Raw genomic sequence first — 16,393 nt, 5'->3', positions numbered from 1 at the left:
TGGATTGCTATCCCCGTAAGGGCAAAGTAAAATTAAAAGGGTTCGGTGCGATAAAATTATTTTGACGCGCATTAATTGCTTTACATAGCTTCAGCTTTAAAAAAAAGTAAGGGAAAATCAAGTGCACGGAGATAATACTAATTATGATTATCAGTTGTTGATAATGCTTATACGCTTAAAGTATGCCTATACTTGTATACCTGAATTATAATCCTTTCATGAAAAAATACTTTACTGTTATTGCTTTATTAGGTAGCTTCACTGTCCTCGCTCAAAAAAACGCCCCGCTAACAAACAAATCCTTTGCTGCAAACGCACAGCATAACGGTGTTTATACTACAATGAACTATAGCGCATTCGGGGGCGTAAAATGGAAATTTACCACAAAAGGAAAAATATTTTCATCGCCTTTAATTGCCGGTAGTAAAGCTTATATAGGCAGCGAAGATCATAATCTTTATGCCATTGATTTACAAAGTGGTAAGCAGGTTTGGAAATTTGCCACCAATGGAGCTGTAAGCTCGTCGCCGGCTATATACGGTAATAGCATTTGCTTTGGCAGCTATGATGGTTATTACTATATGCTGAATGCAAACACCGGGAAGTTAAACTGGAAATTTAAAACCGGCGGAGAGAGAAAAGTGGGTGCTAAAGGCCTGTGGACTATGAAGCCACTTAATAAATACATGGATGACCTGTATGATTTTTTCCTGTCGTCGCCTGTTTTTAATGATGACATAAATAATCCGACAGTTTATTTTGGTAGCAGCGATGGTAAGTTTTATGCCCTGGATGCAGGTACAGGAAAACTAAGATGGTCTTTTAAAACAAATGGTATTATTCATAGCAGTCCGGCGGTATATCATGGCAAGGTTTATTTTGGCAGTTGGGATACATACCTGTATGCCTTAAATGCTGCAGATGGAAAATTAGTTTGGAAGTTTAAAACCGCAGATCAGCCGGTTTATCATTTGCTTGAGGGTATCCAGGCTTCGCCAACCTGCGGCAATGGCAAGGTTTATTTTGGAGCGAGAGATGGCTACTTTTATGCACTTAATGCCGAAAAAGGCACCCAGGTATGGAAATACAGTGCCAATAATTCATGGATCCTGACCACGGCGGCCGTGCAAAATAATACGGTTTACTTTGGTACATCAGATACTTACCAGTTTGTAGCAGCCGATGCGCACACCGGTAAACCCAAATTTGTTTATAAAGGTAACGGTTACCTGTATTCGTCGCCGGCACTATCAGCAAATACGGCCTTCTTTGGTGATTTTACCGGTAAACTTTTTGCGGTGAACCTTTTATCGGGCAAAGCAACGGACGTATTTATAGTTCCGGGCCGAAAGTTAAATGCTGCTAATGTTTTAAAGGATGATACACTTAATTTTGCTCATGCAGCAGGAGGAGCCGATAACAGTCTTTATCAAACAGGCATCGATGTCATGAATAAATTATATACACTCGGGTCTGTTGTGTCATCGCCGGTAATTGACAATGGGGTGATTTATTTTGGCAGCGCTGATGGATCGTTATACGCGATAAACCTGATTAAGTGATTTATTTGTTGGCAGATAATTTTTTGTAATTGTAAATTTTTATAAATTAGGAAATTATAAACCGATTATAAAATTATTGAGATTAAGCCCATTGCTCAAGATCTATTGAACAAGCATGAGATGGAACAGTGCTAAAATATTCTGGATAGGCATTATCCTGCTGGTAGTGCCGGGTCTTATTCATGCTTACCTGTTAATGCCCTTTCCCGGCAGCCAGGATCTGAATGCCATAACCGTTTGCTATTATCTCGAAAAGGTGATCATGCCCCTGCGGTTAATAGGGATGCTGTTCATAGTTTGGTACCTGTTTAAATTCTACGCTAAAAATACTTTTAAACAAAAGATTGTTAAGGCCGCAGTTTTTGTGCTTTGTATAGGCAGCTTTTATATAACTGATTATATGTACAAAGCCGAAACTATGTTTAAAGAAACTGCAAACGCTGTTTTTGTCAACGGGTTAAAAAACAGGGTGCCGTTAAACTACCTGGTGGTTGGTGTTGTGAATAACGGTGTGGCCAAGGCTTATCCATTGATATATTTAGGCTATCATCATAAACTGCAGGATGATGTGGGCAACAAACCTGTTTTGGTTACTTATTGCACCATGTGCCGTACCGGCAGGGTTTATAGTCCGGTTATAAATGGTGTAAGGCAAAACTTCAGGCTGGTAGGGGCAAGGCATTATAACGCCATTATTGAGGATGAAAGTACTAAAACCTGGTGGTACCAGGCTACGGGTAATGCCGCCGTTGGCAAACTTAAAGGACAGCAACTAACCGAACTGCCTTATGAGCAATTGACACTTGCAGCCTGGTTACAGAAGCACCCCGAAACATTGATATTACAACCCGACAGATTATATACCGCCGATTATGCCGACCTGAAAAACTATGATCGCGTTCAGGCTATAGATCGCGACAGTACTATAAAGAATAAAGATTCCCTGTTTCGCAAAAGCTGGGTGATAGGTGTGATCATCAACGGAAAAGCCAAAGCTTATGACTGGCGCCATATGTATGCCAAACGCCTGCTTAATGACGAATTGAATAGAAGTTCGCTGCTGATAGCTATTGAGAAGGACAGCCTCAGCTATCACGCCTGGAATACATCAGTAAGCGGCAAAACCCTTCATTTTAAACTGGATGATAAGGGCATGCTTACTGATGAGGAAACAGCTTCGGTTTGGGATTGGGACGGTCTATGCCTAACCGGTACGCAAAAAGGGCAACGCCTTGCTAAAATACAGGCCTACCAGGAATACTGGCATTCATGGAAACATTTTCATCCCGGCACCTCATTCTGGAAAGGTGATGAATCATTGGAGCAAACGGCATCTATTTACCCTCCGTTTTAAGGCAACAGCTTTAATTAAATAGCGGTTGCTATTTTGCTGATGTCATCATCGTTCAGCAGATTATCTTCAGAGATAGACGGATAATACTTATTCAGGATTTTTTGGATAAGTTGGTAGCTTTCAATAGACTGGATAGGAGCTGATGCCAGTTCGGTGATAGTTGAGCCAATGAGTTTAAGTTTTTTGGCCTCGTACTGGTTGATCACAAAGTCGGAAGTTTTTTTCTTACGGCTTTGCTGTATGAGATCGTCAAGTTTCTTGATCTCTTCAACCAGGTCAATCATTTTTAATACTTCCACCTTTTTCATCAGCGCCAAAATTAGTGATTTATTTGTAACAAGGGGTATAACGGGATATTTGTTGTATTGTTTGCAAGTATGAGACGGGTACAAGGCGCAATTGTTACGAACAAAAGAGGTTGTATCATAAAGCAAATTTACAACCCGGTGTTGTGTTAATTATAAATTAAACTTTGGTGATAATATTGCGCAAAAGGGGGTTAACACTTTTTTGGCCTAAAAAACACTTAACTATCTTATTGTAAATATTTTAAGTAAAAATTAGCGCTAAATTGTGTTAACCCTGTTAACCCCCATTTTGTTAATAAAGTTAATTAAATGAAAACTATGTATCGCTTAAGTATCTGAAAACAAAAATGAGACTGATCAATGATACAGCCTCTTCTGATAAACTTTAAGAAATATACCATTGCCGCGTCGCCCCGTTACGCAGGCTCGTGCGGCTCCTCGCAATGACACTTTTTCTATAGTTAATTCTTATCCTCCGTTGTATCCCTTTCAACCAAAGCCATACCGCATTTGGGGCAGGTACCGGGCTTATCAAAAGTAAGATCGGGGTGCATGGTGCAGGTATATTTGCCTTTTTTCTTCGCGGTTGCAGTGCTGTCGGCTTTGCCGGTGTTTTTAACAGAACTGTTGCAGGCGCCAAGTGCAAAGCAGGCTAAGGCTAAAATGATAAAGCTTTTTTTCATTGGTTATTTGTTTTTAATGAATGAGGCAAGCCCGAACAATGACACTACCAGCACACCAAGGGCAGCCAGCATGCTCACTATATCGCGGATATCCTTACCCGCCCAGGTCATGCCAAAATACTTGTGTAAAAATATAAAAGACAGCCCTTCAACCCGGTCAATCCCTGCAACTTTTGTAGCCAGTTTTGATGAAGTTGTTTCAATATACCAATTGCTGCCATCCGGATAGCTTACCCGTTGAACCGGGAGGCGTTTGTTAATGAAACCATACTCGTTGTCAAACTGCTTTATCCGGCTAACTTTTACCCTGCCATAAAATTTGCAGGGATCCTGGTTAGTATGATAATAGGTACTTAAAAAACGGGCGTATTCTTCATCGGCGTTAAGCTGCTCCTTGCCGGTTGCAGTATTGAAATAGGAGACCTGCTTTTTGTTATCTGTAACCTGGTAATAGCTATTACCGTCAAAGCTAACTATCGCTACTCTTTTGATGAGACTATCGGCAATCGGAAGCTGTAGGTTTGATATGGCTAATTGTTTCCTGTCTATCACCTGTCCGTAATCGGGCTTGGATGTTTCTGTATTATGCAGCTTTACCGCAAGGTGAAATGCCCCGCTGATCACGAAAGTAAACATCACAAAAGAAACAATAAGACCTATCTGACGGTGGTAGCGATGCACGATCCGCTTGTCTTCACTGCCATTTTCTTTGTGTTTTTGGGTGATGGATTTAAACTTTTTCCACATCAAGCCATAAACTGTTAAACCGCTGATGAGCGCAAACAGCATTACGGTCATAATAATGAGTAATACAATGTTACGGAAAGTATCGCCACCAATATCAGCCAAAAACTGCCAGGTATGGAACTGCTCAAACAACCATAGGAACGCTTTGCGGGTATTGTTATTAAACGTACCCATGCGGCTCTGGCTGGTTTCTACATAAATATCCATCCCATCAGGGCGGTCAAAGCTGATCTTCCAAACAGGTAGAAGATGATTGATAGGCTGGTATTGCCCATCAAAAGTTGTTTGGTAATCTATTTTTTTGATTTTGGATGTTGAATCCTGTGTAAAATAGCGGGCCAGGTAAGTGGCATATAGCCTGTCACCATCTTTTAATAATACTCCATCATTGGCCGAATAATAGTTATATACGCTATCCTTACCCAGTACCTGGTAAAAAGTGCTGTGATTAAAATTAACCAGGCCAAAATTCCGGATGGCAGTAATGCTGTTTTTGTCCAGCACCTGCTGAATACTGAGCAGCGGTTTCATTTGGCTTTGCGGTAATGGCTTAAACACTTCCTCGGCAATTGATGGCCTGAACCAGTTGGACATGAACGGGTGCGAAAGCCCGCTCAATGTCCAGAATATGACCGGGATAAGGGCTGTTAAGCCCAGTACCCGGTGCCATTTGTAAAATTTGCTTTTTACTGCTGCTGATGCCATGATCAATATTTTGAAAATGAATAACTGATACCTAAGGTATAGGTACGCGGCGGCGCGGCGTTATAAGTGTCGCCATACTGGCTGCTGGTAACCGTTGTAGCGTAAAGCTTGTTGGTTAAATTAAGTACATTGAACCAAATGCCTGCACCTTTCAATACGCTGCTTTTTACATCATAACCTAAGCGTAGGTTGTAAATATCATAACCCGAGTAGGTTTTGGTATTAGCAGGATTAGTATAGTATTGGTTGATATGTTGCCACTCCGTTGCTATCCTGAAACCGGGAAGGTATTGCGGTTTGTAAGTAAGTTCGGAGTTGGCAATCCAGGCCGGGGCGTTGTTCATGCGTTTGCCATCATAGTTAGTTACTGTGTTGGTGCCGGTGGCGTAATTGGCGGACACCTCGCTATACTCAACATAAGTATGTTTCGCGTTGGTACCGCTGAACCTGAAGGTTAGTTCCTTAACAGGGGCTACGGTAAGTGAATATTCAATACCGCGATGGCGTGTTGCGCCGGCGTTTTGATTTTGCGTGGTATTATCAGGCAATAACTGGTTAATGATCTCATTGTGGCCTTCCAGATCAAATACGCTTAGCTCAAAGTATAGTTTTTTGTTGAAAGCAGAGAACCAGCCGCCTGCTTCGTAATTATCAAAAGTGGCCTGTTTAAGCTGGGTTAGCTGGCGCGAGCTATACAAATCACCAGTCTCTGGCGGTTGGAAACCTACGCTGTAATTGGCGTATAAGCCTTTGTTGTTACCGAAATTATACGTGATGCCCAATTTAGGGGCGACAATATTAAAATTGTTGGTTCCCTGCTGTTTGTATTTAGTTTGGCCAGCCGGTATTTCATTATCAAAATTGTAATGAACCCTGTCGTACCGTAAGCCGCCTACTATTCTTAACGCTTCAACCGGTTTGATCTCATACTGAACATAAGCCGCTGTGTTAAATAACTTGATCTTATAATTATCGATGTACCTGCCTGTATTGGTAAAGCCGGTATAGTAGTTATTAGCTACATCCTTGGTGATGTCAAGATATTGGGCGTAGTATGAACTCGGACTATCATCCATATAAACACCGCCTATTAACCTCGAATGCAGGAAATCAAAATCAACCCGATGCTGTGCCAGTAAACCATAGCTGTTAAATTTCTGATCATTCACCTGTCCGTTGCTGCTTTTGTAAACACCGTTTGCATCGCGAACGTCGGATATAAAATAGCTTGGCAATTGCGCGGTTGAATTGCCGCGGAAGAACAGGGTTACAAAGGTGCTGTTTTTATCATCCCACTGATGATCCAGGCGGGTGCTGGCGCGGAATGATTTTACCTTGCGATAAGTGAAACGCTGATTGGCTCCATAGCTTCTGTTATAAAAACGGGTGCTGTCCAAACTGCCGGGAGTTTGGGTGTTTAGATAATTGTAGGCCGCGGAGGTCGTTAATTTAGTTTTAGCACTGAAATCATAAGTAGTTTTGAAATTGGCCGAGTACTTATCAAAATCAGAATAGTCCTGCCAGCTATCGGCCTGGTGGGCTACATAACCGCCAACATACAAACCAAATTTGCCTTGTGTAAAACCTCCATCAGCATCTACCCGGCGGTAATGGTAATTATCGCCCTGAACAGAAACATTGCCTGCATAGCCTGTAGGTGGCCCCTGGGTAATAAAGTTAACCGCGCCGCCTATTGAGTTACTGCCGTAAAGCGATGATGCCGGCCCTTTAATTACTTCAATGTCCTTAACACCCGACATGTTGATCTCATATAGTGAGTTATGGTTAAAGATGCCGGTAGGGCGAATAGGTACGCCATCTTCCATATACAGGTAAAGCGCATTATAAGTGATAGGCTGACGGATAGCCATGGTATGTTGCTCGTTACCCAGGTTCACCATGTAAACACCTGCTACCTTGTTCAGTAACTGGTAAAGGGCAGTAGCCTTGGTATCTTTGATTTGGGTAGAGTTAATTTTGCTGATAGCGATAGGGGCGTCCTGCCTGGCCTGGCCTTCGCGACTGGCGGTTACTACAACGGGTTGCAAATCCACCATTGAGGGTTCTAACGCGATATCAAGCTTTTGGCCTTTTATGGCAGATGCTTCAATAATACGGGCGCTGTAACCAACCATGGCAAATTTAAGCCGGCCAATGCCTTGTGTATTGATGCTGAAATGGCCTTTGGCATTAGTCATGCCCAGTTTTGCGCTGTTTTGAACATCTGCATTGCAGATTGACGCACCGGCGATGGCCTCATGCGTAATGGCATCAGTAACAGTGCCTTGTATAGTAGTTTGGCCGTAAGCCAGTGTTTTAATAAGTATAAAAGTTATAAGTAGGATTAAATATCGTTTCATTATATAGTATTACAGGAGTTACCTCCCGGTGTAAAAAATGGGTAGAAGCATACTACATGTCATTGCGAGGAGGAACGACGAAGCAATCGCGAATTTTGCAAGCAGGCCTGCAGGTTTGCAACTATGACGTCTCCTTTGCAAGGAAATGAGTTGTTGATTTAATGATTGGGAACGAAAGCGGCCTCATGCAAATAGGTTCTGCATACGTGCGATTGCCAGGCTGCGCTCGTAATGACATGGTTGTAGTTATATCGTAAGCATAACTATCCAATATCATCAATCAAAAACCAATAAAAATGAAATGATTATCCTAACTGCGGAGGCTGAAATATCGTAGCCGGTCTATCGGCCGGTACGGTTGGGGTGTAGGGGGTTGAAATAACCTGCAACAGGCTGGAGTGGAATTTTACATCAGTTGAACTGATGACATAAACCTCCTGAAAGAGGCTCTTTTGCGACTGCCTTTCGTCGCTGGCCTGCTTGTCCTCTGCCTGTTTGATCTTTTTCGCGAAGTAACATTTACCGTCGCAATGCAGCCAGGGTTTGTTCCTGTTTTCGCAAAGCTTGGTGGCGATGTAATTCCTGTTCAGCTCAAAACCCGCGAAAATGAAAAAGCGCGAGAAGTTGACCGTGATCAGCGAAAAGATGAGTAAATAGGCTGTAATACGTTGCAGCATGGCGCAAAGGTACGCCCTGCGCGTTTAATAAGCAATATTTTGTTTAAAGTCGTAAGTCTTAAGTTTTAAGCCCGAAGTTCTAAGTCGGTAGCCTTAAGCCCCGGTAGTAAGTAGTGACTTAAGACTTAGAACTTAAGACTCCCGACTTCATTTATCTCTTTTCAACGTAGCATGCATATGCTGGCCTTTGTAAACCAGGTTCATGCCGATAGAATCTGCATAAACTTTACCTGTATGGGGCGAGCTGCCCCCTGGTACCGGGATACTGAATGAAAAGTTATCGCCGTTGATCATGCCGTCGGTAATGACTACATCGCCCTGTGGGGCATGGGCTGTACCTGTAAGTTTACCGCTGTCTATCTTAAATGTATAACTTAAGGGAAAATGATCATCGCCCGGAAGTTTTAATGAACCTATCCATTTGCCGTTGATATCGGCCATCGAAATAAAACTAAAAGCGGTAATGATAACAAACGCACTAATCGCCAGGAACTCTTTTTTCATTGTTGATATAGTTTAAGCAGATGCCTACATGCAGTAATTTTAAACTATATACAATTTTGTTGCCTTTAAGTTTAATAAAAAAGAAAAAACCCTACCGAAGGGTAAGGTTTTTCCTTTTTTATATTTTAGAAAGCAGGGTCTCCTCGACAGGTTCAGACGGTCAGTCCCTTCTTCAAAGTTTATAATCTTTTACTTCTTATCAACCGGCCTTTTCAACACCGAGTTGCTTTTTGAGCCGTTGATATCCAGTTCAACACTAATCGAATCGCCCATGAATTTACCTGTATGAGGGATCACGATACCGCTGGTAGCTACTGTAAACGAAAAGTCGGTACCATTGGTTTTGCCTTCTTTAATATCTACATCACCTTCGGGGGTTAAAGCTGTACCGGTTAATTTATCACCGTCAACTTTAAAATTGTAAAGTAAAGGGTATTCCTGCCCGTCACTTGTAACCAGTTTACCTGCCCATTTGCCGTTTAAATCAGCTATAGCGGCAAGGCATATCATAAAGCAACTTACTAATAGTGTAGTAGTAAAAATCTTTTTCATAAAATGTGAGTTTTGGTTTATAAATATAAGAACCTTGATTTATAGGATGAAATGATTACATGATATTTTAAACGATTTAAATATTATGTAATCCTTAAATCAGGAGAATCAAGGTTATTGAGCTCTTTTTAAAGTACTATGTATTTTTGATCCATTTGCTTCAATATCCACCCCAACCGAATCACCGTAGAATTTGCCCGTGTGAGCAATGTGGATGTCTTCGATATTTACGGTAAATTTGAAATCATTGCCGGTTATTTTGCCGTCTTCAATTGGCATATCGCCTTTAGGTGTTTTGGCTGTTCCGGTTAGTTTATCGCCGTCTATCTGAAAGTTATAAAGCAATGGGTAAACTTCGCCGGTTTCCATTTCAAGTTTGCCTTCCCATTTACCGGCAATTCCGGCAATGGCGGCAAAACAGGCCGCAAAGCAAGCGGCTACAAGGGCTAAGGTTAAAAAAGTTTTTTTCATAGCTGTTGTTTTCATCGGTAAATGTATAATCGATATTAAACCAAAACGTAAACTGTACATTAAATTTAGCGTTAGGATTGCTATCTGTTTGTAAACAAAAATTGTACTGCAACAGACTGATGATCAACGCCGGATTGATTTTTTTACTTTTACTTGTATTTAGGGGCTTTTTATGACTATCTCTATATAAATGTTAACAACACATTTCTAATTATTCAAAATGATTGTACCTTTAAATCTGCATACTAACCGGGCGAAATCCTGTTTCGCCATACATTTTAAACAACCTATATGATAAAAAAGATCTTTACTGCATTGCTTTTGCTGAGCGGCAGTTACCTGGGCGCTTCTGCACAGGATGTTCAGCTTAACAAAGGCTGGAAATTTGCCGTTGGCGATTCTGCGCAATGGTCGTCCCCAACTTTTAATGATCAAAACTGGCAAAACATTGATGTTGCCCACTCCTGGGAGCCGCAGGGACACCCTAATTATGATGGTTTCGGCTGGTACCGGATCCATATAGTGATTCCTTCATCACTTAAAGAAAAATCCTATTTAAAGGATAGCCTTCGTTTACACCTGGCCAGTGTTGATGATAATGATGAGGTATATTTAAACGGCAAGCTGATCGCCAAATATGGTGGGCACAGCGGAACTATTAAAGATGGAAATTATGGGCCGCGAACTTATAATATTTCAGCTTCCGATCCGGCCATTTTGTGGGATAAAGAAAATGTTCTTGCTATCCGTATTTACGATACCGGTGGCGATGGTGGCATTTATGGTGATAATTTTAGCCTTGGCATGGCCGATGTAATGGATCATGTTGCGGTAAATACCGATGGTGATTTCATCTTCGGAGAAAATAACAGCCTGGCAAAATCAGTTAAGCTGATCACTACCAATAAATACCAGTACCAGGGTACTTTAGCTTTTAAAGTTACAGATCCTGAAAACGGGGCGGTGATCTATGAAAAAACAAACCCGGCAAACTTTACTGCCGGCAAACCATTCACCTATTCGTTCGTGATAGCCCGGTTAGCAAAAAAATCATATACCATTGCCTATACTTTTACCGACCAAAAATCGGGTAAAGACATTGTTAAAACCGAAACTACACCGTATATCCTTACGCCTTATCCATCGGCCAGACCAAAAATAAATGGCGCCGATGTTTACGGTGCCAGACCAGGGAATCCGTTTCTGTATCTGATCCCGGCTACCGGCAAAAAACCGCTTATTTATAAAGCAGATGGGTTGCCTGCCGGTTTAGCGCTTGATGCTAAAACAGGTATTATCACCGGCTCTATAGGCCAGAAAGGGGAGTATCCGGTAACGCTTACTGTTACCAATAGTTTAGGCAGCAAAACCAAAACGCTTACCATAAGCATTGGTGATAAAATTGGCCTTACGCCAGCCCTTGGTTGGAATAGCTGGAATGCCTGGGGATTGAGCGTAAACGATGAAAAAGTAAAAATTTCGGCCAAAGAAATGTCAGATAAATTGAGCGCCTATGGGTGGAACTATATTAACATCGATGACGGCTGGGAAGCAGAAAACCGTGCAGCTGATGGCGCAATTGTAGCAAATAGCAAATTTCCGGATATGAAAGGCTTAACCGATTATGTGCATAGCCTTGGTTTACATACCGGTATATATTCATCGCCCGGCCCGCGTACCTGCGGTGGCTTTTTGGGCAGCTGGCAACACGAGGACCAGGACGCCAAAACTTATGCCGACTGGGGTTTTGACTATCTAAAATACGACTGGTGCTCATATTCAGAAGTTACCCAGCCACATCCCGACCTGCCGGCGCTTAAGAAACCATATGAGCTAATGCGTTCATCTTTAAACAAAGTGAACCGTGATATCATGTTTAGCTTTTGCCAGTATGGCTGGGGGGATGTTTGGAAATGGGGAGCAGAAACCGGCGGTAACAGCTGGCGCACCACTGGCGATATTCAGGATACCTGGAGAAGTATGAGCGATATCGGTTTTAGCCAGGATCCTGCTTCGCCATATGCCGGTCCGGGGCATTTTAATGATCCGGATATGCTGGTTGTTGGTAAAGTAGGCTGGGGGCCAAGCTTGCATAACAGCCGTTTGACCTATGATGAGCAATATACCCACATCAGCTTATGGAGCCTATTGTCTGCACCGTTACTAATTGGTTGTGATATGGGGCATTTAGACAGGTTTACGCTTAGCTTGCTAACCAACGATGAAGTACTGGCTATTGACCAGGATGCTTTAGGTAAAGGCGCAAGGCAGGCTTCTAAAACAGATGAGCAGCAGGTTTGGGTAAAGGAACTTAACAAAGGCGAAAAAGCGATAGGTTTCTTCAATACATCTGATAAATATCAAACCGTTAATCTTGATGCTAATGACAAACTGTTAAAAGGCTTTGCCAAAGCCCGTGATGTTTGGGAGCAGAAATATCTGATAGCGGTTAATCATAAATATACTTTCAAAATACCACCGCATGGCGTAAAGCTAATCCGGGCTATGTAAGTAGATTTTGTTTAATATCAAAAGGCCTTTGTTTACTCGACAAAGGCCTTTTTTCATATGCTGAATTTAACAAAAATCAGTTCGGCACATCATAATGATATATCGGCGAAAAAACACCTTCGCTGGTAGTGTAGTAGCCTTTGCCATCGGGTTGAAAGCCTATGGCTTCTCCCTGCTTCTCAACTTTATAATTAAGCTCCTGTGGTTTGCGTATCATGGTTTCCCATATCGGTTCATTATGCTGACGGCGCCAATAGTAAACCTTATCATAACTTTTCAACAGGATCTGTTGCCCATCTTTTGAAATGTCACCGGCAGTGATCCATTTAAAAGGTTTAAAGCCTTCAAAGTATAATTTGCAGCGTTTGGTTAATACCGTTGTTGTATTGGCTTTGTATTTTAATGGAGTGGTATAAACAGCAACGGTATCACCTCTTTTGCTAACAATGATCAATTGCTGGGCAATTGGATCGATCATCATTGTTTCAGCATCTTTAGGGCCATCAGGATATTTAAAATCTGCTCTTACTGCTTCGGTGTTTACATTCGCGGCATCGCCGATGGCCCAGGATTTTTTTTCGGCCATGCGGTAAACTGTAATATAGGGGCGGTTTTGAGCGTTATCGCCTATATCGCCAAGATAGACATAGCTTTTACCTTTTTGTGGACCGGGGCCTACGTCAATATCTTCGCAATCCTGTACGCCCAGTTTATGAGTGCTATCGCCTTTAAAGTAGATGGTTGATTTAAGCTTGCCACCAGCAGTTATAGCAAAGAAACGGCTGGTATCGCCGCTGTCGTTATGTACATAGTAAATATCCGGACTAATGGATGATGCCGCAATACCCGACGTTTCATCCATCTCCTTATCACTTAAGGTACCTGTGATATCCTGTCTGTCAAAAAGCCTGTGCTTGGCAAAGGCCCCCATGAAAAGAAGGGATACAATGGGTAGAAGTATATTTAATTTTTTTGACCGGCTCATTCTGTTTCTTGCAAACAATAACGCAAATTACGCGCATTAGTATGAAGTTGACATTAATTATTTGATTTTGTTACGACTATATGAAAAATGTATAACAAACAGCGCAGATAGCACACAATATTCGTACCATGAAACTATTATGCCGATTCAAAGGCATGTAATAAAGCGTTTTGCTGGCATATTTCGGCAGGGCTGCGGTAATCGGCCAGTTCAAGCTCCTGAGCATATTTGCAATTGCAGGGATGTCCGGGTTCAATAAAAACGGGCATATCGTAACCTTGCTGCTGGTAATATGGGGTGATGAATGCTTTTACCGGAAGATCATTAGCTATAGAAACAATTTCGGCAGTAAGCTTTTTTAAAGGTTTCAAAAGCAGTTTGATTTCACAAAGCCTGAAGTTATCATAAAGCGGAATCCAGCGTATGATATTATCAGTGGTAACGGCAATTGCATTGTGTTTTACCCCCGTAAGGATGCCAATATTGACTTCGCTATTGTTTAAAAGACTGATGATCATAACTTGCTGACCGATATAACGGCTAAAAATCATGAGCTGATCGGCTACACTTAGATATTTCATTTTACTAATTTTATTAGTAAAATACGAAAATTATTTGCTGTGATGCAAGGGGAAAGGAAAGTGATTTTTTATATGTCGTTGCGAGGAGGAACGACGAAGCAATCGCACATTATACAGGGCGGATATACTTCCGTGCGATTGCCACGCTATCGCAAGTAATGACAATTAGCAGGTTGCCGCAATAAAAAAGGGCCTTATTTCAGGCCCTTTTTTGTTATTCTTATTTTTCAACATCTGCAAGCTCCTGCTTGGATGCTTCAGCTTTAGTAAGATCGATATCTGGCTTTGAAACGTCTGTTAATGCTACACGACCGCGGTCTTTACGCAGAATGCGGTTAAATAGCGAGATCTCCCTGTCGAACAAAAACTGGAAGAATAGCTTTGTCCATGAAGTATGATAGTGTAAAGTATCGTAGTACTCAGGGGCAGTTTTCCTGATCTCAGGAAGTTTATTCCATGGGATAGAAGGAAAATCATGGTGTTCGTTGTGAAAGCCTACGTTAAAGGCTACGGCATTGAAATTGCCATAATAACTATAAGTTTCCTGTTCTTCAGTAACGGTAAGGTAATGCTCCTGGATCCAGCGTGCACCCAATGGGTGAAGGCCAACCGAAAAAGAGAAGCTTAACAGCAGAAACGCTACTGCATGCCATCCCATAAAGTAAGCGATAGCGGTTGTAAATGCAGCCTGTAATAACCAATTGGTCAGGATCCAGCCGTCAAACGGATGGATTTCCCTTAAACGTGATAAACGGAAAAGCTGAAATACCGGGAAAAACAAAAGCCAGATTGCTTTACCAAAAAACGAATTGCTGATCAGTTTGGCTTCCCAGCGGTTTGGTAAATCGGCATCAAGCTCATGTACACCCTGAAAAGAGTGATGTTTGATGTGATATTTTTCGAACGAAATAGCGCTTGGCAGTATCTGCGGTAAATTGGCAAACATAGATGCCCAGCGGTTAGCGTTGCGATTTTTGAATAACAACTGGTGTGTGCATTCGTGGATCATTACAAACAACGCATGATCGGCAAAAGCTCCAAGCAAATAGGCCGCTCCAAAAACTATCCACCATGATTGATCGCGTACAAACCAGGCCAAAACAACCTGGAAAGCTACTAAACCAACAATAGCCCAAATGGTTGCCGGGTTTTTGCCTATAAGCTTACGCAATTGCGGAAACTGCTTTAAGATTTTTTTTGTGCGGATGCGATGAGGTTCAGACTCCTGGGAATAAACAAAATCAGTCTTTTTAATCATATAGTGTTAAAACGTTAAATATAACGATAACGTGCACAAAAGTTCATTTTTTTGTAAAAATTTATTAGTAATATCAGGAATAAGGAAAATCTTCATGATCATTTCATATAAATTTCATATAAAATTTACTTTAGTTTTGTTTGAAAACAAGTACCTTAAAAGTATTTGGGATTGTTTTACGTGTACCAGGTTCAAATTGTGCTACACTTAAATAAATTTTGTGGGTTTTGGCGTCGAGTGCCATTGTTCTGGCTCTTTCAGCAGTTTTGAGGTTCTGGATTACCTCGTATTCATTGGCCGATTTTTGCTTAATGATGGTAGTAACACCATCGCCGCATGAGCAAAATATCAATTTGATTTCCGGGTCATAAACAACAGCATCAACGCCGGCACCAATTGGCAGGGTAGTAGTTACTTTACCTGTTTGGATATCAACAACACTTACGCCTTTATTTTCGCGGCAAACAGTAAACAGTTTTTGATTAACAGCATCAAGTGCTAAGCCGGTCGGGCCGCCGCAGGGTGCAAGAGGATAGTTTTTAATTACTTTAAGGCTTTTGCTATCAATAACATTGAGGCTGCTTTTATCTTCAAGGTTATTATAAATTTTGCCTTTCCCATCAGATACCGCAAATTCAGGTCCGCCACCAAGTGCAACAGTACCAACCTGTTTAAGCGTCGCCGGATTGATTACCGACGAGTTATCGCTTTCGCCGTTGAAGGTAAACACGCGATCTGAGTAAGGGTCATACATAATGGCATCCGGGCCATTTGCCCCCGTAAGGGCAATAGTGGTGATGGTTTTAAAAGTTTTTAAATCAAAAACCACTACAGCATTTGCCTTGCCATCACTAATGAAGCCCCTGTTAAGTTTATTTACTATGGCTATACCATGTACCCCTTTCATGTTATCAATAACGCCAACGGGCTTTTCGGTATCCAGGTTAATAACATTTACCGATGTGCCGTGCGATACGTACAGATTGCGGTTTACTTTATCAATAGATAGATAATCGTAACCGCCATCACCCGGAAGCACGATAGTTTTATCGGCCACATAGGTTTGTGCGCTGAGTTTAAAAGGAGCTATACCTGCAATAAGCAAGGCTACGGCCAAAATTTGCTTTTTCATTTT

15 protein-coding genes are annotated in these 16,393 nt (G+C 41.7%); 3 read left to right on the top strand and 12 right to left on the bottom strand.

The features are described 5' to 3' along the window. Positions 1-182 precede the first annotated feature (182 nt). Both ACEN9X_RS04090 and ACEN9X_RS04085 read left to right on the top strand, forming a co-directional pair. Positions 183-1,562 (top strand): PQQ-binding-like beta-propeller repeat protein, encoded by a 1,380-nt coding sequence (locus ACEN9X_RS04090; protein WP_413669203.1) that lies wholly within the window; start codon positions 183-185, stop codon positions 1,560-1,562. 115 nt (positions 1,563-1,677) lie between these two features. After that, positions 1,678-2,916: a DUF3179 domain-containing (seleno)protein gene (locus tag ACEN9X_RS04085; RefSeq protein WP_413669202.1), complete on the top strand. Its 1,239-nt coding sequence runs from the start codon at positions 1,678-1,680 to the stop codon at positions 2,914-2,916. A 14-nt stretch (positions 2,917-2,930) separates the two neighbouring features. Here the strand turns inward: ACEN9X_RS04085 and ACEN9X_RS04080 are convergent, their stop codons facing one another. The 8 genes from ACEN9X_RS04080 to ACEN9X_RS04045 form a co-directional block, all read right to left on the bottom strand. Further along, entirely contained in the window at positions 2,931-3,224 is a 294-nt protein-coding gene (locus tag ACEN9X_RS04080; protein ID WP_091217888.1) for a hypothetical protein, read from the bottom strand. 461 nt (positions 3,225-3,685) lie between these two features. Continuing rightward, positions 3,686-3,907 (bottom strand): heavy metal-binding domain-containing protein, encoded by a 222-nt coding sequence (locus ACEN9X_RS04075; protein ID WP_413669201.1) that lies wholly within the window; start codon positions 3,905-3,907, stop codon positions 3,686-3,688. A 3-nt stretch (positions 3,908-3,910) separates the two neighbouring features. After that, entirely contained in the window at positions 3,911-5,359 is a 1,449-nt protein-coding gene (locus ACEN9X_RS04070; RefSeq protein WP_413669200.1) for a PepSY domain-containing protein, read from the bottom strand. A 2-nt stretch (positions 5,360-5,361) separates the two neighbouring features. Further along, entirely contained in the window at positions 5,362-7,719 is a 2,358-nt protein-coding gene (locus ACEN9X_RS04065) for a TonB-dependent receptor (protein WP_413669199.1), read from the bottom strand. Positions 7,720-8,024: 305 nt separating this feature from the next. Beyond that, positions 8,025-8,396 carry a hypothetical protein gene (locus tag ACEN9X_RS04060; protein WP_091217873.1) on the bottom strand — a complete coding sequence of 124 codons (372 nt, stop codon included), beginning with the start codon at positions 8,394-8,396 and terminating at the stop codon, positions 8,025-8,027. Positions 8,397-8,543: 147 nt separating this feature from the next. Continuing rightward, entirely contained in the window at positions 8,544-8,900 is a 357-nt protein-coding gene (locus tag ACEN9X_RS04055) for a hypothetical protein (RefSeq protein ID WP_413669198.1), read from the bottom strand. Between the two features lie 189 nt (positions 8,901-9,089). Beyond that, on the bottom strand, positions 9,090-9,452 hold the full coding sequence (locus ACEN9X_RS04050; RefSeq protein ID WP_413669197.1) for a hypothetical protein: 363 nt from the start codon (positions 9,450-9,452) through the stop codon (positions 9,090-9,092). A 114-nt stretch (positions 9,453-9,566) separates the two neighbouring features. Further along, positions 9,567-9,923, bottom strand: coding sequence for a hypothetical protein (locus ACEN9X_RS04045; protein WP_413669196.1), 357 nt, complete (start codon positions 9,921-9,923; stop codon positions 9,567-9,569). A gap of 291 nt (positions 9,924-10,214) precedes the next feature. Between ACEN9X_RS04045 and ACEN9X_RS04040 the strand changes: the two genes are divergently transcribed. Beyond that, positions 10,215-12,434 (top strand): putative Ig domain-containing protein, encoded by a 2,220-nt coding sequence (locus ACEN9X_RS04040; protein WP_413669195.1) that lies wholly within the window; start codon positions 10,215-10,217, stop codon positions 12,432-12,434. Positions 12,435-12,510: 76 nt separating this feature from the next. Here the strand turns inward: ACEN9X_RS04040 and ACEN9X_RS04035 are convergent, their stop codons facing one another. From ACEN9X_RS04035 to ACEN9X_RS04020, 4 genes are all read right to left on the bottom strand, one after another. After that, entirely contained in the window at positions 12,511-13,419 is a 909-nt protein-coding gene (locus ACEN9X_RS04035) for a hypothetical protein (RefSeq protein ID WP_413669194.1), read from the bottom strand. A 137-nt stretch (positions 13,420-13,556) separates the two neighbouring features. Further along, the gene (locus ACEN9X_RS04030; protein ID WP_413669193.1) at positions 13,557-14,000 is read right to left on the bottom strand and encodes a hypothetical protein; all 444 of its coding nucleotides are present in this window, start codon (positions 13,998-14,000) and stop codon (positions 13,557-13,559) included. Positions 14,001-14,220: 220 nt separating this feature from the next. Next, the gene (locus ACEN9X_RS04025) at positions 14,221-15,258 is read right to left on the bottom strand and encodes a fatty acid desaturase (protein WP_413669192.1); all 1,038 of its coding nucleotides are present in this window, start codon (positions 15,256-15,258) and stop codon (positions 14,221-14,223) included. 130 nt (positions 15,259-15,388) lie between these two features. Then, the gene (locus ACEN9X_RS04020) at positions 15,389-16,390 is read right to left on the bottom strand and encodes a YncE family protein (protein ID WP_413669191.1); all 1,002 of its coding nucleotides are present in this window, start codon (positions 16,388-16,390) and stop codon (positions 15,389-15,391) included. Positions 16,391-16,393: the final 3 nt, after the last annotated feature.

The organism is Mucilaginibacter sp. Mucisp86 (assembly GCF_047324315.1).
In the GTDB taxonomy this organism is placed as follows: Bacteria; Bacteroidota; Bacteroidia; order Sphingobacteriales; family Sphingobacteriaceae; genus Mucilaginibacter.
This window is presented reverse-complemented; position numbering and strand designations above follow the sequence as displayed.